18 protein-coding genes are annotated in these 17,500 nt (G+C 54.4%); 1 reads left to right on the top strand and 17 read right to left on the bottom strand.

Features of this window, described 5'->3' with window-relative positions; genetic code table 11:
* Nucleotides 1–21: 21 nt before the first annotated feature.
* From rplC to BQ2657_RS03655, 15 genes are all read right to left on the bottom strand, one after another.
* Nucleotides 22–681 carry a 50S ribosomal protein L3 gene (rplC, locus tag BQ2657_RS03725; protein WP_075579428.1) on the bottom strand — a complete coding sequence of 220 codons (660 nt, stop codon included), beginning with the start codon at nucleotides 679–681 and terminating at the stop codon, nucleotides 22–24.
* 12 nt (nucleotides 682–693) lie between these two features.
* Nucleotides 694–1,005 (bottom strand): 30S ribosomal protein S10, encoded by a 312-nt coding sequence (gene rpsJ, locus BQ2657_RS03720; protein ID WP_012939263.1) that lies wholly within the window; start codon nucleotides 1,003–1,005, stop codon nucleotides 694–696.
* A gap of 177 nt (nucleotides 1,006–1,182) precedes the next feature.
* Entirely contained in the window at nucleotides 1,183–2,376 is a 1,194-nt protein-coding gene (tuf, locus tag BQ2657_RS03715) for an elongation factor Tu (RefSeq protein ID WP_075579077.1), read from the bottom strand.
* A 28-nt stretch (nucleotides 2,377–2,404) separates the two neighbouring features.
* The gene (fusA, locus tag BQ2657_RS03710; protein WP_075579427.1) at nucleotides 2,405–4,492 is read right to left on the bottom strand and encodes an elongation factor G; all 2,088 of its coding nucleotides are present in this window, start codon (nucleotides 4,490–4,492) and stop codon (nucleotides 2,405–2,407) included.
* 23 nt (nucleotides 4,493–4,515) lie between these two features.
* The gene (gene rpsG, locus BQ2657_RS03705) at nucleotides 4,516–4,986 is read right to left on the bottom strand and encodes a 30S ribosomal protein S7 (protein ID WP_071141976.1); all 471 of its coding nucleotides are present in this window, start codon (nucleotides 4,984–4,986) and stop codon (nucleotides 4,516–4,518) included.
* 48 nt (nucleotides 4,987–5,034) lie between these two features.
* Nucleotides 5,035–5,418: a 30S ribosomal protein S12 gene (rpsL, locus tag BQ2657_RS03700; RefSeq protein WP_012939266.1), complete on the bottom strand. Its 384-nt coding sequence runs from the start codon at nucleotides 5,416–5,418 to the stop codon at nucleotides 5,035–5,037.
* Nucleotides 5,419–5,483: 65 nt separating this feature from the next.
* Nucleotides 5,484–5,738 (bottom strand): L7Ae/L30e/S12e/Gadd45 family ribosomal protein, encoded by a 255-nt coding sequence (locus tag BQ2657_RS03695; protein WP_075579426.1) that lies wholly within the window; start codon nucleotides 5,736–5,738, stop codon nucleotides 5,484–5,486.
* Nucleotides 5,739–6,095: 357 nt separating this feature from the next.
* Nucleotides 6,096–6,449: a cupin domain-containing protein gene (locus BQ2657_RS03690; RefSeq protein ID WP_075579425.1), complete on the bottom strand. Its 354-nt coding sequence runs from the start codon at nucleotides 6,447–6,449 to the stop codon at nucleotides 6,096–6,098.
* A 57-nt stretch (nucleotides 6,450–6,506) separates the two neighbouring features.
* The gene (locus BQ2657_RS03685) at nucleotides 6,507–6,983 is read right to left on the bottom strand and encodes a threonine/serine exporter family protein (protein ID WP_075579424.1); all 477 of its coding nucleotides are present in this window, start codon (nucleotides 6,981–6,983) and stop codon (nucleotides 6,507–6,509) included.
* Nucleotides 6,984–6,992: 9 nt separating this feature from the next.
* On the bottom strand, nucleotides 6,993–7,763 hold the full coding sequence (locus tag BQ2657_RS03680; RefSeq protein ID WP_075579423.1) for a threonine/serine exporter family protein: 771 nt from the start codon (nucleotides 7,761–7,763) through the stop codon (nucleotides 6,993–6,995).
* A 10-nt stretch (nucleotides 7,764–7,773) separates the two neighbouring features.
* Nucleotides 7,774–8,463, bottom strand: coding sequence for a uracil-DNA glycosylase (locus tag BQ2657_RS03675; RefSeq protein ID WP_075579422.1), 690 nt, complete (start codon nucleotides 8,461–8,463; stop codon nucleotides 7,774–7,776).
* Nucleotides 8,460–10,409, bottom strand: a complete 1,950-nt coding sequence (locus BQ2657_RS03670) for an ABC-F family ATP-binding cassette domain-containing protein (RefSeq protein ID WP_075579421.1) — start codon at nucleotides 10,407–10,409, stop codon at nucleotides 8,460–8,462. The genes BQ2657_RS03675 and BQ2657_RS03670 overlap by 4 nt, the downstream gene beginning before the upstream one ends.
* A gap of 5 nt (nucleotides 10,410–10,414) precedes the next feature.
* Nucleotides 10,415–11,404: a UDP-glucose 4-epimerase GalE gene (gene galE, locus BQ2657_RS03665; RefSeq protein ID WP_075579420.1), complete on the bottom strand. Its 990-nt coding sequence runs from the start codon at nucleotides 11,402–11,404 to the stop codon at nucleotides 10,415–10,417.
* A 14-nt stretch (nucleotides 11,405–11,418) separates the two neighbouring features.
* Nucleotides 11,419–12,783, bottom strand: coding sequence for a phosphohexomutase domain-containing protein (locus tag BQ2657_RS03660; RefSeq protein ID WP_075579419.1), 1,365 nt, complete (start codon nucleotides 12,781–12,783; stop codon nucleotides 11,419–11,421).
* Between the two features lie 18 nt (nucleotides 12,784–12,801).
* Nucleotides 12,802–13,797 carry a hypothetical protein gene (locus BQ2657_RS03655; protein ID WP_075579418.1) on the bottom strand — a complete coding sequence of 332 codons (996 nt, stop codon included), beginning with the start codon at nucleotides 13,795–13,797 and terminating at the stop codon, nucleotides 12,802–12,804.
* A 157-nt stretch (nucleotides 13,798–13,954) separates the two neighbouring features.
* Between BQ2657_RS03655 and BQ2657_RS03650 the strand changes: the two genes are divergently transcribed.
* Nucleotides 13,955–14,509, top strand: a complete 555-nt coding sequence (locus BQ2657_RS03650) for a hypothetical protein (protein ID WP_075579417.1) — start codon at nucleotides 13,955–13,957, stop codon at nucleotides 14,507–14,509.
* A 173-nt stretch (nucleotides 14,510–14,682) separates the two neighbouring features.
* Here the strand turns inward: BQ2657_RS03650 and BQ2657_RS03645 are convergent, their stop codons facing one another.
* Nucleotides 14,683–15,954: a hypothetical protein gene (locus BQ2657_RS03645; protein ID WP_075579416.1), complete on the bottom strand. Its 1,272-nt coding sequence runs from the start codon at nucleotides 15,952–15,954 to the stop codon at nucleotides 14,683–14,685.
* Nucleotides 15,955–15,982: 28 nt separating this feature from the next.
* Nucleotides 15,983–17,422, bottom strand: a complete 1,440-nt coding sequence (locus BQ2657_RS03640) for an MFS transporter (RefSeq protein ID WP_222704317.1) — start codon at nucleotides 17,420–17,422, stop codon at nucleotides 15,983–15,985.
* Nucleotides 17,423–17,500 lie beyond the last annotated feature (78 nt).

Genomic DNA, 17,500 nt, shown 5'->3' with positions numbered 1-17,500 from the left:
ACGCCCTCCTTTCGTTAAACCTTATTTTTGAACTGCTTTCACGACATTGGGACGAACCGTGTCTCTCAGCAGCAGGAAGGTACCAGCGGCACCAGGTACAGAACCTTTCACCATGATCAGGTTGCGGTCCTTATCCACTTTCGCGATCGTTAAACGCTGCACCGTCGCACTGATTCCACCCATACGGCCAGGCAGTTTCTTGCCTTTGATCACACGGCCGCCAGGACCGGAATGCATCGGGCCGTTGGAACCGGGTTCACGATGGGATTTGGAACCGTGTTTCATAGGACCACGTGCGAAGTTGTGGCGTTTGATCGTACCAGCGAACCCTTTGCCACGGGAAACGCCGACAGCGTCAACCAGATCACCGGCTGCGAAAATATCAGCCGCAATCTTGTCGCCGACTTTATATTCAGAAGGAGCGTCCAGACGGACTTCGCGGACAACCTTCACAGGAGCCACGCCAGCTTTGTCGAAGAAGCCCTTCATGGGTTTGTTGACTTGTTTTTCTTTGATATCGCCAAAACCGAGCTGGACAGCATTGTAACCGTCTTTTTCTTCGGTCTTATTTTGCAGCACGACGCAGGGACCCGCTTCTACAACCGTTACGGGAACCAAAGTACCGTCAGCTTCAAAAATTTGGGTCATACCTAATTTCTTGCCTAAGATTCCTTTAGCCATCATCGCACCTCCTTACGCTTTGATCTCGATATCTACACCAGCAGGAAGATCCAAGCGAGTCAGTGCATCGATCGTCTTAGCTGTAGGTTCCAGGATGTCAACCAGTCTCTTGTGGGTCCGCATTTCGAACTGTTCACGAGAGTCTTTGTTCACATGAGGGGAACGCAGAATCGTATAGATGTTTTTTTCCGTAGGCAGGGGAATCGGGCCGGAAACCTGAGCACCGGTACGTTTCGCCGTTTCTACGATTTTGGAAGCACTCTGATCCAGTGCTTTGTAGTCATACGCTTTCAGGCGTATACGGATTTTTTGAGTCTTTGCCATTAGTTTTTCCTCCATTCGCCACGTTTCCAAGAACGGACATACTCAGCAGAAGTTCCCTTCTTTGCCAGCGGGCCAGAAGCCATCTTCTGCCTCATCGCGGGCCCTGTAAAGCATAAGAATATGAGGGGCTTTGGCCAAGCCCCTCATATGGGCTTTCATTAGATTGAATCGAAAGGATTAGCCTTCGATTTCGGTAACGACACCGGCACCAACGGTATGGCCGCCTTCGCGGATAGCGAAACGCAGACCTTGTTCGATGGCGATCGGGGTGATCAGTTCAACATCCATCACCACGTTGTCCCCAGGCATAACCATTTCAGTGCCTTCAGGCAGGTGAGCTACACCAGTAACGTCGGTGGTACGGAAGTAGAACTGCGGACGGTAGCCGTTGAAGAACGGAGTATGACGGCCGCCTTCTTCTTTGGTCAGTACATAAACCTGGCCTTTGAATTTCGTATGAGGATGGATGGTGCCGGGTTTAGCCAGCACCTGGCCTCTTTCGATTTCAGTACGGTCGATCCCACGCAGCAGGCAGCCGATGTTGTCGCCGGCTTCAGCCTGATCCAGGGTCTTCCGGAACATTTCCAGACCGGTAGCTACGGACTGTTTCTTTTCGTCGGACAGGCCAACGATTTCCACAGTATCGCCGACTTTGATCACGCCACGTTCCACACGGCCGGTAGCAACGGTACCACGACCAGTGATGGTGAACACGTCTTCGATAGGCATCAGGAACGGTTTAGCCAAGTCATGGACAGGAGTCGGGATGTATTCGTCAACAGCCTTCATCAGTTTCCGGATGTTGTCCTGCTGTTCCTTGTCCCCTTCCAGGGCTTTCAGAGCGGAGCCTACGACGATGGGTACATCGTCTCCAGGATAGCCGTACTGGCTCAGCAGTTCACGGACTTCCATTTCAACCAGTTCGATCAGTTCAGGATCGTCTACTTGGTCGGATTTGTTCAGGAACACAACGATGGCAGGTACGCCAACCTGGCGGGCCAGCAGGATGTGTTCACGGGTCTGAGGCATAGGGCCGTCAGCAGCGGAAACAACCAGGATGGCACCATCCATCTGGGCAGCACCGGTGATCATGTTCTTTACATAGTCAGCATGCCCCGGGCAGTCGACGTGTGCATAGTGTCTCTTTTCGGTTTCGTATTCAACGTGGGCAGTGTTGATGGTAATCCCACGTTCTCTTTCTTCCGGAGCCTTATCGATATCGGCATAAGCTTCGAAAGTGGCTTTGCAGCCCGGAGTTTCGGACAGGACCTTGGTGATGGCCGCGGTCAGGGTCGTCTTGCCGTGGTCAACGTGACCAATGGTACCAATGTTCACATGGGGTTTGGTTCTTTCAAATTTCTCTTTAGCCATTGTTATATCCTCCTAATGATCACAGGAATCAGTCCTGTGCAGTTCCTTTATTTTTAGCAATGATCGCTTCCGCGATATTTTTAGGAACTTCTTCGTAATGGTCTACTTCCATGGAGTAGTTGCCCCGGCCCTGGGTCTTGGAACGCAGGTCCGTTGCATACCCGAACATCTCGGACAGAGGAACGTAAGCCGTGATGACTTGTGCACCGCTTCTTGCTTCCATGCCTTCGATGCGGCCCCGGCGGGAGTTCAGGTCGCCGATGACGTCGCCCATGTACTCTTCGGGGATGGTGACTTCCACTTTCATGTACGGTTCCAGCAGAACAGGGTTTGCTTTCAGGGCACCATTCTTGAAGCCCATGGAACCGGCAATCTTAAATGCCATTTCAGAGGAGTCGACTTCGTGATAGGAACCGTCGAATACGGTAACACCGATATCCACCATGGGGTATCCGGCAATGACGCCATTCTCCATGGCTTCTTTGACACCGGCTTCCACAGGAGCGATGTATTCTTTAGGAATGGCACCGCCGACGATCTTGTTTTCGAACTTGAAGCCTTCGCCAGCCTGCAGCGGGGTCAATTTCAGCCAGCAATCGCCGTACTGTCCTTTACCGCCGGACTGCCGGACGAATTTGCCCTGGCTTTCCACTTCCTTGCGGATGGTTTCTCTGTAAGCTACCTGCGGGTTGCCCACAGTGCAGTCTACATGGAATTCTCTCTTCAGCCGGTCAACGATGATGTCCAGATGAAGTTCGCCCATCCCAGAAATGATGGTCTGGGAAGATTCCGGATCCGTGCGGACACGGAAAGTCGGATCTTCTTCCGCCAGCTTGCCCAGTGCAATGCCCATCTTTTCCTGGTCGGCTTTGGTCTTGGGTTCGATGGCTACGGAAATAACCGGTTCCGGGAATACCATGGATTCCAGGATGATCGGAGCTTTTTCGTCACACAGGGTATCACCGGTGCCGGTGTCTTTCAGACCAACGGCTGCCGCGATGTCCCCGGCAAATACTTCATTGATTTCCGTTCTATGGTTAGAATGCATCCGCAGGATACGGCCGATCCGTTCTTTCTTGTCCTTATTTGCATTGTACACATAAGAACCAGCAGTCAGGGTACCGGAGTAAACTCTGAAGAATGCCAGACGGCCCACATAGGGGTCTGTGGCGATCTTGAAGGCCAGTGCTGCGAAAGGAGCATTGTCATCGGAAGGCCGTTCTTCTTCTTCTCCGGTTTCCGGGTTGGTCCCTTTGATAGGAGGCACATCCACAGGAGACGGCATGTAGTCGATGATGGCATCCAGCAGCGGCTGTACGCCTTTGTTTTTGTAGGAAGAACCGCAGGTAACGGGGAAGAGTTTGCATTGGCAGGTCATCTTGCGGATGGCGCCTTTGATTTCTTCTTCCGTCAGGTCTTCTCCTTCCAGATATTTTTCCATCAGGTCATCGTCGCTTTCAGCAACGGCTTCCAGCAGGATCTGGCGGTATTTCTGAGCCTGTTCTACATATTCTTCAGGGATGGGTTCGAATTCCTCGTCCTTGCCCAGCTTATCCCCGTAAATGACAGCCTGCATCTTCACCAGATCCACCAGGCCCACGAAGCTGTCTTCCGCACCCATAGGGATCTGGATGGCAACTGCATTGGCGCCCAGACGGTCTTTCATCATCTGGATCACGTTGAAGAAGTCGGCGCCCGTGGTATCCATCTTATTGACATAAGCGATACGGGGGACATTGTATTCTTCCGCCTGACGCCATACGGTTTCGGACTGGGGTTCAACACCGCCTTTGGCGCTGAATACAGCCACAGAGCCATCCAGGACACGCAGGGAACGTTCAACTTCTACAGTGAAGTCAACGTGCCCCGGGGTGTCGATGATGTTAATGGAATGGCCTTTCCAATGGCAAGTCGTAGCAGCGGAAGTAATCGTAATACCACGTTCTTGTTCCTGGACCATCCAGTCCATGGTAGCAGCGCCATCATGGACTTCACCGATCTTATGAGTCTTGCCGGTGTAGAACAGGATACGTTCCGTGGTCGTAGTTTTACCAGCATCGATGTGAGCCATGATGCCGATGTTTCTGATTTTATCTAAGGGAAACTCTCTACCCACGAATTACTCCTCCTTAAGGAATCTTACCAACGATAGTGAGCAAACGCTCTGTTTGCTTCAGCCATCTTATGCGTATCTTCACGTTTCTTGACGGCGGCGCCAGTGTTGTTGGCAGCGTCCATCAATTCTCCGGCTACGCGTTCATACATGGTCTTTTCACCGCGCAGGCGGGAATAATTGACCAGCCACCGGATCCCCAGAGTGGTTTTCCGGTCAGCTCTGACTTCTACAGGCACCTGGTAGTTGGCGCCGCCCACCCGGCGAGCTTTGACTTCCAGGACAGGCATTACGTTCTTCATGGCAGCGTCGAACACTTCCATGGGATCCTTTCCAGTCTTGGAATGGATCAGGTCGAATGCATCGTATACGATACGCTCAGCAACACCTTTTTTGCCGTCGAGCATAATTTTGTTGATGAATCTGGTTAACAGTTTGGAACCATATACTGGATCCGGTAATACGTCTCTTTTGGTTACAGGACCTTTTCTCGGCATCTGTATTTCCTCCTTCGTTATTAAATCATTCTACAGCAGGCAGACTAATTATTTCTTAGCTGCTTTCGGGCGCTTAGCGCCATATTTGGAACGGCCCTGGTTGCGGTCAGCAACACCGGCGGTATCCAATGCGCCGCGAATGATGTGATAACGAACACCGGGAAGATCCTTGACTCTTCCGCCTCTGATCAGGACAACACTGTGTTCCTGCAGGTTATGGCCAATACCAGGAATGTAAGCAGTTACTTCAATACCATTGGTCAGACGGACACGAGCAACCTTCCGCAGAGCAGAGTTAGGTTTCTTCGGAGTGGTGGTGTACACTCTCGTGCAGACACCGCGTTTTTGCGGTGAATTTTTCAATGCTGGCGCCGTGGATTTTTGAGTAATAACTTGTCTACCTTTACGAACCAATTGGTTGATTGTAGGCATTCCGGCACCTCCTTTCTCGAGAATAAGATTTAATGATTATGAAGATCCGCCGTTTCCAGCAGATTCTACCGGGTTTTGAGCACAGCGGCGACGGATGCTCCCACGTGGATGCCGCAGGCCTTGCCAAGTTCCTGCATGGTAGGCACTGTTTCAACGGTGATGCCTTTGGCTCCGCACAGGTCCTTTACAGGTCCTGTAACATGTTCATCCGCATCCTGGGCAATCAGGACTCCTGCGGCCTGATCCCGGGCAATGGCCTTTTGGGACTGCTTCACACCGACAACAACCGGCGAACCGTTCTTTACGTCTGCGAGAAACATCTGACACCTCCAAAAGACATACTACCCCTCTGTGACACTGTGGTATTGTAACATTCCTGACAGCTGATGTCAATATTTTTTTGGGGATTTTTTCGGTTTTTCCCCGCATTTTATGCGCTTCTTTCTTTACACAGTTCCACGTGTTTCTTTTGGTGTAAACCAGGAGAAAAATCCTTGCCTTCCAGGCACTGGTACTGCAGTAAAGCGGGGAAGTTTTCTCGTTTTTGCAGTCAATTATGCAGGAAGGAATGCATTTTTTATGCAAGATTTCACATATTTTTCACAAAAAAAGACCTGCTCCCGAAAGCAGGTCTTTTTCAAACGCCGCTGACCGTTGACAGCTGGCTGCTGACATTTTTATCTCTTATACCCCGGCGTATTGTTGATCAAGGCGATGAATACCAGATCCTCTTTGCCGGTATTCTTCAGCCCATGGGTACCGCCGTCTTCACAGAAGGTCACATCTCCAGCCTTCACCGTAAGCTTCTTGTCTTCGTCGGTGTATTCCCCTTCGCCTTTGAGCAGGTAGTAGGTCTCGTTGTTCCCCAAGTGCTGGTGGACCGGCACTGCGCACCCCGGATGCAGGGTGATCTGGGCAAATAGATCATTGGTTCCCTGGAATACGGCCGGATCTACCAGGATCTCTTTTTCAATGGTCCCGGTTCCCGGATTGTTGACCACCTGTTTCTGTTTTGTCGTAAACACTGCCATGGATAACTCCTCCTTCACAGTTCTCTGCCTGTATTATAGCCAAATTTCCCGGTTTCCTCAACGTTTCCCCTTCCGTTTGTCCCGGACCATCTTCTTACTGGTCTTGTACACCTTGGCCAGACCGGAAACCAGGAGGATCCCCATGGCGATGGCGGTAGCGTCCAGCGCCGCGGATACGAAAGTGTGCATGCCCATGCTGTAGGCATTGAGCATGGTATAGTTCATAGCCCGGTAAAGAGGCAGTCCCGGTACCAGGGGAATGATCCCCGGAATGGAAAAAATAGGGACCGGCTGCCGGTACCAGCGGGCAAAGATCTCGCTGCAGATGGACAGGGCCACCGTCCCGGCAAAGTTGCTGAGCATGGAACTGAGTCCAAACCCGCTGAGGAGGACGATGTAGACCCCAAAACCCACCATGCCTACGAAGCCGGCCTTATACAAACAACTTTCCGGACATTTGAACAGCTTGCCAAAGGCCACGGTGGCGAAAAAAGAAAATATGGTTTTGATGAAAATGGTTGCTGCCAGCGGCATAGGAGCCTCCTACATGTACAGTACGCCCAGGACGGTAGCAATGCCGATAGCCACTCCGCCTACCAGGAAAATGGCCTCCCCGGCCCTGCAAGTCCCGCTGAGCAGATCCCCGGCCATGAAATCCCGAATGCCGTTGGTAAACGCCATCCCCGGAAGATAAGGCATGACCCCTCCGGCAATGGCCAGTTCCATCACCAGATCAGGACAGGCCATGCGGAAGATGACCACGGTAAGACAGATGATGGCTCCGGCCATAGTAGTCTCCCAGAAGCTGCTGGGCCGGAAAGGTGCAACGGCTTTGACAAAGGCCATGGAAAGCAGCGAGCCCAGGAAAGCTGCAGCGAATTCCAGGGCTCCGCCCCCCAGCACCACTGCAAAGAATCCTCCGGCCAGGCCGGACCAAAAGATTTCTTCCCGAGCTGGCCGGGGTTTGCGCATGGTTTTTTCCTCCAGGATGGCCATCGTATCCTGGAAGCTTTTTCCCCATGCAGGCATATGGAAGCTCATGTCATTGACTTCACTGATCAAGGTCAGGTCCGTCCCCCGGTGGGTCACTCGGTACATCAGGCTGGCTCCCTCCATGGTTTCTTCCCCGATCATGATCAGAGAGGGAGTACAGAAGGCTGCAATGGTGTTCATGCCCCCTTCATGGCAGATCCGCAGCATGGTATCTTCCACCCGGTAGGTCTCCGCTCCGCTGACCAGCAGGATTTTCCCTGCCGTCAGGGCGATTTTCAGCACCTGTTCCTTGGTCATGGACGCTAAGGTACTCTTCGTCATGGTTTCTCCTTTATTCTGCGAACAGCGCCGCCACCGCAGCCCGGAACCGATTGGCCCCTCCCATGGAGGGATGAGGCACCGCCGCACAGGGCACCCCATATTTTTCCAGGGTCCCGGCGCTTTTCCGGCCAATGGCAATGACCTGGAGTCCTGGAACCAGTTCCAGCAGCATCCTGGCATAGCAGATCCCCTGATCCAGTTCCGGGCCGGTGGGTGTCCGGTTGGTCAGGATCCCGGCAGATTTGTACGGATGGAAGGGAAAAATATTCCAAAGCAGGGTCTGGAAAGGTGCCAGTCCCTGCCGGGCCAATTCTCCCCACATAATGGTAGCGGTGGGCTCGTTGAAGCCCTGTTCCTTCTGCTTGCGGTTCAGCAGGGGGCTTTCGGGGTTGCTGGTCCTCCGGTAATCCCAGCCTTCTCCCAGGACCACTTCCGGCCGTACCGTGGGATGATGGCCCAGGAGGATCCGTTCACTGGTCATGGCCATGCCGGAAAAATGCCCTCCCTGATATCCCAGCCCTTCTGCAATGAACAGGAACCGGGCTTTCTGCCGGAGCTGGAGATACCGGCGGAAATTGGCCGAACGGATCACCGGTGCCTCGGGTCCGATATCACAGGAGGGATCATATTCCCCCCAGGGATTGAAACAACCGTCCCCATGGAACTGCTGCAGTGCCTGTAAAAATCCATCTATGGTCATTCCAATGACTCCATCAGTTTCTCCCATTTGTCCATGAGACCGTCCAGGATCTTGCTCTGCTCCGCATATTCTTCCGCCAGTTTCGTACTGGTCTCCAGATCCTGCTGGTTGGCCGGATCGGCGATCTTATCACTGAGCACTTTCTGGAGGGCCTCATATTCCCGGATCTTCAGCTCCACTTGGGGAAGCAGCTTCTGGGCTTCCGCCGGACTGTAGGGCTTCTTTTCCGGTTTCTTTTCCATTTTTTTCTCCGGCTGGGCCGTTTGTGGCGCCGCCGCTGCCGGCGTCGCCTTAGCCGCCGGCTCCTTCTCCTTCCGGAGGATCTCCGGCGCCGCTTCCTGGCTCCGGTTCTTATCCCGTTCCTCCAGGTAGAAGTCGTAGTTCCCCTTATAATCGGTCACATGGCCGTCTTCTACCGCCCAGATCCGTCCAGCCACCTCGTTCACCAGATACCGGTCGTGGCTCACCAGGAGCACGGTGCCGTCAAAGGTTTCCAAGGCCGCTTCCACAGCTTCCTTGGCCGCAATATCCAAATGGTTGGTAGGTTCGTCCAGCAGCAGGCAGTTGGCACCGTCCAGCACCAGTTTCAGCAGCACCAGCCGAGCCTTCTGTCCCCCGGACAAGGTCCCGATGACCTTGAAAACATCTTCTCCATGGAACATCATGCTGCCCAGGAGACGGCGGGTCTGTTCGTCGGTGAGCCCATATTCCGTCAGGAAGTTCTCCATGATGGTCTGGTTCTCGTCCAGCCGCTCGTAACTCTGGGAGAAATATCCGATCTTCACCCGGTTCCCGATCCGTGCCTCTCCTTTGAGAGGCGGCAGTTCCTGGAGGATGGTCTTCAGCAGGGTGGATTTCCCGCAGCCGTTGGGCCCGATGATGGCCACCTTTTCTCCCCGGCGGAGGGTCAGGTCCACATCTTGGAGCAAAAGATGCTGGGGATATCCTACGTCCAGATGTTCCAGTATGATGACTTTTTCCGCACATTCCGCCGCATGGGGCAGCCGCAGCTGGAATTCTTCCTCCTGGACCGGTGCATCGATCCGTTCCAGCCGGTCCAGCTGGGACTGTCGGCCTCTGGCCATCTTACTCTTGATGCCCGCCTTGAACCGGCGGATGTAGGCTTCCTGTCGGGCGATATATTCCTGCTGTGCCTCGTAGGCACGGGTCTGGGTCAGCACCTGGATTTCCTTCTGTTCCAGGTATCGGGAATAGTTCCCCTTGAACCGGTGGAGGGTACCCCCTTCCATTTCCAGGATCTCTTCCACCACATTGTCCAGGAAGGCCCGGTCATGGGAAATCACCAACACCCCGCCCCGGAATTCCCGGAGATAATTTTCCAGCCATTCGCTCATGACGATATCCAGGTGGTTGGTGGGTTCGTCCAGGATCAGCAGATCCGGGGAATTCACCAGAGCCGCCGCCAGCTGGAGACGTGTCTTCTGCCCTCCGGACAGTTTATCCGCCCGCCACTGCCAGGTTTCTTCCGGATATCCCAGGCCGATCAGCACCCGTTTGATGTTGTTTTCATAGTGGTATCCATCCAGATGGGCATACCGGCTTTCCGTCCTGGCATATTGGTCCAGGATTCCCTGGAGTTCCTCCCCCTGGGCCCGGCCGCTGGCTTCTTCCAGCTGCCGCATCTTTTCCCGGAGGTTCAGGATATCCGGGCAGGCATGCTGCATGAACTGCCAAACGGTTTCCTCCCGGAAATCATCGAAGCCCTGTTCCACATAGCCCAGCCGCAGATCACCGGCAAACTTTACAGAACCCCCATCGGCAAAATCCGGATCCAGGAGGCACCGGAGCAGAGTGGTCTTGCCGCTGCCGTTGACTCCCACCAGCCCCACTTTTTCACCTTGTCTGACCGTAAAACTTACATTCTGAAAAATATCGTGGACGCCGAAACTTTTTTTCAGTCCGTCCACGGTCACTAAAATATCCATACTGCTTATTTTTCGTATCCTTTGGGATGCCCTTCATGCCACCGCCAAGCCGTCGCCACGATTTCCTCGATATTGCTGTGGCAGGGTTCCCAATGGAGCTCCTTCTTGATTTTTTCAGAAGAAGCGATCAGTTTTGCCGGATCTCCGGCCCGCCGGGCTTCTTCCTTCACGGTAAAGTTCCGTCCGGTGACTTTTTTCACCGTTTCGATGATTTCCCGGACCGAGAAACCATTCTCCGTCCCCAGGTTGTAGGTCCGGCAGCCGCCGCCTTGCTGGAGATGGTCCATGGCCAGCACATGGGCACTGGCCAGATCCTTCACATGGATATAATCCCGCAGGCAGGTGCCGTCCGGGGTAGGATAGTCCGTACCGAAGATGGAAACGCTTTCCCGCTGGCCCAGAGCCGCCTGGAGGATCAGCGGGATCAGATGGGTTTCCGGACGGTGATCCTCCCCGATGTTTCCCAAAAGGGAAGCCCCGGCTGCATTGAAATACCGGAGAGCCACATACCGGAGCCCGTAGGCACGGCTATAATCCGCCATCATCTTTTCGATCATCAGCTTGGTCCGGCCGTACACATTGGTGGGCTGGAGGGGCATATCTTCCGTAATGGGCACCTGTTCCGGTTCCCCGTAGACTGCAGCCGTGGAAGAGAATACCAGCTGCTCCACGCCGGATTCCCGCATGGCATCCAGGAGGCCCAGAGTCCCTGCCACATTGTTATAATAATATTTTCCCGGGTTCACCATGGATTCTCCCACCTGGCTGCTGGCGGCAAAATGGAGCACGCCGTCGATCTCATATTCCCCTAGGATATGCTTCAGGAAATTGAAGTCATGGATATCCCCTTCGATCAGCTGGACCTTGTCCGACACCGCGTCCACATGGCCCGTGCTGAAATTGTCATAGACAATGGGGGTATACCCGTTGGCCGTCAGTTCTTCCACCACATGAGAGCCGATATAACCGGCTCCTCCCGTTACCAATACATTCATCCGCTTGCTTCCTCCTATGCCTGTTCTCCGCCGATCAGTTCCAGCATTTCCCGGGTCTTCTGCTTCAACAGATCCTTGTCCCCCCGGGTTTCTACATTCAGCCGCACTACCGGTTCCGTATTGGATTTCCGGAGATTGAAGCGCCATTCATCGTAGACCACGCTGAGTCCGTCCATCCGATCCTGGATGCCGGAGCGGAAATGGCTAGACAGCCGTTCCAGCACCGCATCCGCATCTGCCACTTTTAGATTGATCTCCCCGCTGCAGGGATATTCGCTGATCCGGGCGTCCACCATCTGGGACAGGGTCATCCCGGAAGTGGAAATCAGGGAAATCAAGAGCAGCCAGGGGATCATCCCGCTGTCACAGTAGGAAAAATCCCGGAAATAATGGTGGGCGCTCATTTCTCCTCCGTAGAGGACGCCCTGTTTCCGCATACATTCCTTGATGAAGGCATGGCCGCTCTTGCAGCGGACCGGCTGTCCGTCATACCGGGCAATGATTTCTTCCGTATTCCAGGTCAACCGGGGATCATAGAGGATCTTGCTGCCAGGATGTTTCTGGAGGAAATACTGGGCAAATAGGCCCACCAGATAATACCCTTCGATGAACCGGCCGTTTTCATCAAAGAAGAAACAGCGGTCGAAGTCCCCATCCCAGGCAATGCCCAGATCCGCCCCGTTTTTCTTCACCGCTTCTGAAGTGGCAGCCCGGTTCCCCGGCAGGAGAGGATTGGGGACCCCATTGGGGAAGTTCCCGTCCGGTGTATCGTTGATCAGGATGAACTGGCAGGGCAGATGTTTGGCCAATTCTTTCACAATGGGTCCAGCTCCCCCGTTCCCCGGATTGGCTACGATCTTAAGGGGCAGCAGGCTCTTCACATTGATATAGGAAAGGAGATGTTCCACATAGCTGGGGACGATATCCACCATCTCATAGGTTCCCCGTTCCGCTGCCTTGGGAACCCGTGTCTCAAAATCTTCTGCCGCTACCAATTTTGCCAGATCCTGGAGGCCTGTATCCGCCGAAATGGGCCTGGCCCCGGAACGGACCAGCTTCATGCCGTTGTAATCTTTGGGATTGTGGCTGGCCGTAATCATCATGCCCCCATCCGTTTTCAGATGGGCCGTGGCAAAATACATCATCTCCGTCCCACACTGGCCCAGATCCAGCACAGCAGCTCCCCCATCCTGCATGCCTGCTACGGCAGCCTTGGTGAGTGCCGGCCCGCTGAGCCGGATATCATGGCCTACCACCAGCTTTTTGGCTTTGAGCTTCCAGGCCAGGGCTCGTCCCAGCCGGTAGGCCAGATCTTCATTCACTTCTTCCGGGACGATGCCCCGGATGTCATAAGCTTTAAACGCTTTCGTACTGATCACAATGGTTCCTCCCATAGGTTAATCTTTTTCATCCAGGAGCGCCAGATTTTCCATGGGCAGCAGATCCTGGGCTTTGGCCAAGGGGATCCGCAGCCCGCTGCGGTTCAGGATGGACATATTGCCATTTTTGAGGACAATATCCGTCCGGGCCAGTTCCCGGAGTACGAATCCCAGTGCTACCACAAAATTCAGCCGGTCTTTTTCTTCCAATGTAAAAGCTGCATAATCTGTCTTGGTGGTCAACAGGTTCTGCAGGAACAGGATCTGTTCCCGCTGTTCGTTTTTCAGTGTCTCCATGGTTTTATACACATGGCGCACCACTTCCAGCAGCCGTTCTCCCCGGGCTTCCGCATCCGCCAGGAGCAGAGACTGGGTATCCGTATCCGTCTTGAACTTCACCGCCTCGTCCTTGGTCATTTTGGAACCGTCCTTGTCGGAAAAATAGCCAGGACGCAGCACTTTCGGGAAACACATGATGGATTCCAGTACACTCATCTCATCCAAAGCAGTGACTTCCGATGTATATAGGGGCTGGTCCATGATTTTTTCCATTACCAGTTTGGCCTCATCCCGCTCCAGCTCGGACTGGCTGTAGGAACTGGCCGCACCGCCCTGGAGGGCTACCACCGTCAGCATGCCAGTGCCTTCTGTATCCAGTTTTTTCTCCTGGATCCGCTCCACCACCCGGCGGATCCGTTTCAGTTTCCGCACATCCTGGGGCAGCATGTGGAGATTCTTGTGGCTCTTATACGTATAATGGCCTGGCAGATTCTCGATTTTGTCCAGAATGGCAAAGACCTTGTCATAACAGCCCCAGACCAGGAGCTTCAGATGTCCCAGGTTCTCCACTTCCGGAGTCAGCCGTTCCAGGGTCTTATAGAATTTGAAACGTTCCTCATTGTACCTTTCAATGGCATTCTTCACCATATTTTCAGAGCTGGTGGCACTTCTGTACAATTGCAGTCCGGCAGCCCCGATCCCGGCGGCCGCCCATACAACAAGCGGTATTGGCATGACAGTTCCCTCACTTCCCGCACTGTACCCACAGCGGATACAACATAACTCTACAAATTATAGCCTGATTCCTCACGTTAGTCAAAACGAAAAGCCGTTGAAACACTTTCCTTTCCGTTGTACAATGAGAAGATAGAACCAAAGAGGAGGAACATCCATGAAAAAATTCCTGGCCCTGGCCACCCTGCTTGTTGTCCTTCTGGCACTGCCTCTGACGGCAGGCGCAGAACGCAGCGGCTGGAAGAGCAATACCTTTCCTTTCAAGAATGTCAAAGTCGTTTATCTCAAAGATCTCAGCCGGCAGGATACGGACTTCCGAAAAGCCCATCCCGCCTTTATCCGAGATGACGATGCAGTCCGCAAGACCCTGCTGACCCTCCAGCGGGACTTCAAAAAAGAAGGTGTCACCGTGTACAGCAATCCAGTGATGCTACCGGACAAAAAACTCCGGAACACCATCACCCTGCAGGTACAGGTGAACCCGGTAGGCATCGAAACGGCTGATGGCACCGAACCCGCTCCCCGGAAAGGGAACAAGCTGGCCAAAGGAGAAACCGCCTATGCCAGCGTCACCTTCCTGGCCACTAAGAACGGCCAGCCCATCTACCAGGTCACCGATGACCGGACCAGCACAGAGTATGATTCCGATGCCCTGCTGGCTGCCATCATCCGGACCGCTGCCGATGAAATGACGAAGAATGCGAAGAAATGATGAAAAGGCACCGCGTTTGCGGTGCCTTTTTTGTCGCGGGCCTTGGGTCGCGGGCTTGTTGATGGAAACCAAAGATCCCCTTTCGCAGATTCCTGCCGATTTCCTCTTATCATCCTATAGAAAAAGAACAAGCGACTTAGACGTCCAGGCTCGCGACCGGGGGTGTGAATTTTTCACACCCCCTCTTTCTGCCCAAAAAGCCACTCCTTGGCCGGAGTGATATCGTAAGCGTGCTGCCAGGTGCTCCGGTGGCTGCCTCCCTGGTACAGCAGGTAATAGGCATGGACTCCGGGCTGGATCATCTGTTCCGCCAGCTGGTCCACTTGGGCTTCCGGAGCATCCTGGGCGACGGTGCCCCGGCTCACCTTGTCTCCCGCAGCGTCCAGCTGGGCCATGATGGTGTCCATGGAAGGTTTGGCCCCTGGGTCACCGGCTGCCGCCACCGCCCAAATGTTCTGCTGGACCAGAGGGGCCGTCACCCTGGGATCCCATTTGCCCGCCACCAGATAGGACCCGGCAAAGAACTGCGGATACTTCACATCCATGGCGATGGAAGTCATACAGCCCATGGATTGCCCGGTATTGTAGATCCGTTTGGTGTCAATGGGATACTGGCTGGCTAAACTTTCCACCAGATGGATGGTCCGGTCCAGTTCCGGCCCGTACTGATACTTGTCATCCACGATCACCGTATCGTACTGAGGTGCCAGCACAAAGCAGGGATGTTCCTCCTGCCATCTCGGTTCCACCCAGGTCACGGCGCCCCGGCCCTGGCTCAAAGTCGCTTTCACTTCCGGAGAGACGGTTCCAGCATCATGCATGAAGAGCACCAGAGGATAGGTCTTCCCCTTTTCCAGGTTTTCCGGCACGTACAAGTTATACTGGAGCGTTTTCCCATCACTATCCGTAAAGGTGTGCTGGGTGAATTTCTCGATCAGCAGCTGCCGAGTATGGGTACTTTTCATCTCCGGCTCTCCTCCGTAGATCCGTCCCTGGACAGTTTCCACCCTTCCCTTCTGGCTGATGGATGCCGTAACCGGTACCAAGGGCTGAGGATTCCCGTGGCTTCCCAGCTGGGGCCCTCCCACACCGATGGGAGCCTTATGTTTGTCTTCCGGATGGGAATCCGCCATCTGGTCAGACAGGGGCAGGGGGATCAGTTCCACCTGGACATACCGTCCTTTTTCCGCAGCCTTCCCATAGGGCTCAGCTGTGACAAAAGCCTTTGCCACCGTCCGTCCCGGCACGGCATAATCCGCTGCCGCCACCGAGGACCCTAAAAGATCCGCATCGTACCGGAGCTGGACAGCTGCCAGCTTTTCCCCATCTCCATATACCCGGGAGATGGCTTCCACATCTTCCACATGCCCGGCAGCAAAAGCCCCCGCAGAAAAACAACAGGCGGCCAGCAGCCCGGTCCCCAGGCACAGTTTCCATTTCACCATGATCTGCCTCCTTGTTAGATAATACTAACTATTGTAATGGACCAAAGTGAAAGGAAGATGAATGGACGCGAAGAGCCCATACCATAGAGGCTCCCTGACACAAGGCCAGGACCAACAGCAGATGGAAAGCCCAAGCCGTCCCCTGGCTGGTTCCGGCAGCCAGCTCCTGTCCCCGCTGTCCAGCAGCTACCAAAGCCGCACAGACCGATGTCCCTACGGCCCCAGCCAGCTGCTGGAGGGTATTGCACACGGCATTGCCATCTGGCTGCATTTCTTCCGGCAGACTCTCCAGGGCATAGGTCAGGATATTCCCTGCCGACAGCCCCTGTCCCAGGGTGAACACCGCATAAATGGCTGTAAACCCGGTGATTCCCGCCTTTCCCAAGGCAAACTGATAAAACAGGAAACTGAGGACAATGGCACTGCTGCCCAGGAGCAGGGGTTTCCGGGCACCCAGCTGGTCATAGAGCCGGCCGCTGACAGGGGCCAGTGCCGCCCCTACCAAACAGCCAGGAAGCAGGATGCAGCCGGCGGCAAAGGGATTAGCTCCCAGGACCAGCTGGGCATAGTTGGGCAGCAGGAAGCCCACCCCCAGACATAGGAATTGGACCAGGAGCAGTCCCAACACCGCCCCGTCAAAAGCCGGCACCCGGAACACTTGGAGATTGAGCAAAGGGGTGGATCCGGCCTTTTGGAGCCGGTTTTCCTGCCGGGCGAAGATGGTCAGGGCCAGGACCAGCAGACCTCCCAGCCCCAAAAGAGGGCCTGCCGGCAGCCCGGAGGCATAGCTGCACAAAAGGAGCAGACAGGTAAACGCCAATCCCAGGCAGCCCAAGCCAAAGCTGTCAAATGGACGGGGCCCCCAAGCTGAAGACTGGCGGATGGCATAGAGCCCGATGCCCAGAGAAAACAGCAGCCCGGGCACCAGCGCAGCGAAGATCATCCTCCAGCCGAATTGGCCGATGATCCAGCCTCCCAAAGAAGGGCCTACAGCTGGAGCCAGGGCGCATACCAGCATGGCCGCTCCCATCATGGTGCCGATTTTGTCCAAGGGAGCCTGTTCCAGAACCAAGTTGAACATCAGCGGCAGTCCGATCCCCGTACCGGCTCCCTGAAGCAGCCGTCCCAAGAGGAGCAGGAAGAAGTTCCCTGCCATTCCATCCAGGATTGTTCCCGTAAGGAATAGCAGATTCCCGGCCACGAACAGCCTTTTCAGGGGGAACCGCTGCTTCAGGTAGCTGGAAGTAGGGATCACGGTGGCCAGCACCAGCAGATATCCGGTGGTCAGCCACTGGACCGTAGATGTCCCCACAGAAAACTCTTCCATCAAGGTAGGAAAAGTTACATTCATGGCCGTTTCAATGACCACGCCGGTAAAGGACAGAAGTCCCGCGGCCAATATGGACAGAAACAGCCGGGCATCTGCCCGGCGCACAAAAACAGGATTTTCGTTTTCCAACAGTTTCACCTTCAGACACAAAAATACGTTCTGAAAGTACATAGTAGAAAAAATTTCCGGAAATGTCAAGAAGGGGGTGTTGCACGG

It is taken from the genome of Acidaminococcus massiliensis (assembly GCF_900095825.1).
Lineage (GTDB): Bacteria > Bacillota > Negativicutes > Acidaminococcales > Acidaminococcaceae > Acidaminococcus > Acidaminococcus massiliensis.
This window is presented reverse-complemented; position numbering and strand designations above follow the sequence as displayed.

What these genes read in the sequence shown, in the direction of transcription:
- rplC (WP_075579428.1), bottom strand. Translation starts at nt 681, where the DNA reads ATGGCTAAAGGAATCTTAGGCAAGAAATTAGGTATGACCCAAATTTTT.
- rpsJ (WP_012939263.1), bottom strand. Translation starts at nt 1,005, where the DNA reads ATGGCAAAGACTCAAAAAATCCGTATACGCCTGAAAGCGTATGACTAC.
- tuf (WP_075579077.1), bottom strand. Translation starts at nt 2,376, where the DNA reads ATGGCTAAAGAGAAATTTGAAAGAACCAAACCCCATGTGAACATTGGT.
- rpsG (WP_071141976.1), bottom strand. Translation starts at nt 4,986, where the DNA reads ATGCCGAGAAAAGGTCCTGTAACCAAAAGAGACGTATTACCGGATCCA.
- rpsL (WP_012939266.1), bottom strand. Translation starts at nt 5,418, where the DNA reads ATGCCTACAATCAACCAATTGGTTCGTAAAGGTAGACAAGTTATTACT.
- BQ2657_RS03695 (WP_075579426.1), bottom strand. Translation starts at nt 5,738, where the DNA reads ATGTTTCTCGCAGACGTAAAGAACGGTTCGCCGGTTGTTGTCGGTGTG.
- BQ2657_RS03690 (WP_075579425.1), bottom strand. Translation starts at nt 6,449, where the DNA reads ATGGCAGTGTTTACGACAAAACAGAAACAGGTGGTCAACAATCCGGGA.
- BQ2657_RS03685 (WP_075579424.1), bottom strand. Translation starts at nt 6,983, where the DNA reads ATGCCGCTGGCAGCAACCATTTTCATCAAAACCATATTTTCTTTTTTC.
- BQ2657_RS03680 (WP_075579423.1), bottom strand. Translation starts at nt 7,763, where the DNA reads ATGACGAAGAGTACCTTAGCGTCCATGACCAAGGAACAGGTGCTGAAA.
- BQ2657_RS03675 (WP_075579422.1), bottom strand. Translation starts at nt 8,463, where the DNA reads ATGACCATAGATGGATTTTTACAGGCACTGCAGCAGTTCCATGGGGAC.
- BQ2657_RS03670 (WP_075579421.1), bottom strand. Translation starts at nt 10,409, where the DNA reads ATGGATATTTTAGTGACCGTGGACGGACTGAAAAAAAGTTTCGGCGTC.
- galE (WP_075579420.1), bottom strand. Translation starts at nt 11,404, where the DNA reads ATGAATGTATTGGTAACGGGAGGAGCCGGTTATATCGGCTCTCATGTG.
- BQ2657_RS03655 (WP_075579418.1), bottom strand. Translation starts at nt 13,797, where the DNA reads ATGCCAATACCGCTTGTTGTATGGGCGGCCGCCGGGATCGGGGCTGCC.
- BQ2657_RS03650 (WP_075579417.1), top strand. Translation starts at nt 13,955, where the DNA reads ATGAAAAAATTCCTGGCCCTGGCCACCCTGCTTGTTGTCCTTCTGGCA.
- BQ2657_RS03645 (WP_075579416.1), bottom strand. Translation starts at nt 15,954, where the DNA reads ATGGTGAAATGGAAACTGTGCCTGGGGACCGGGCTGCTGGCCGCCTGT.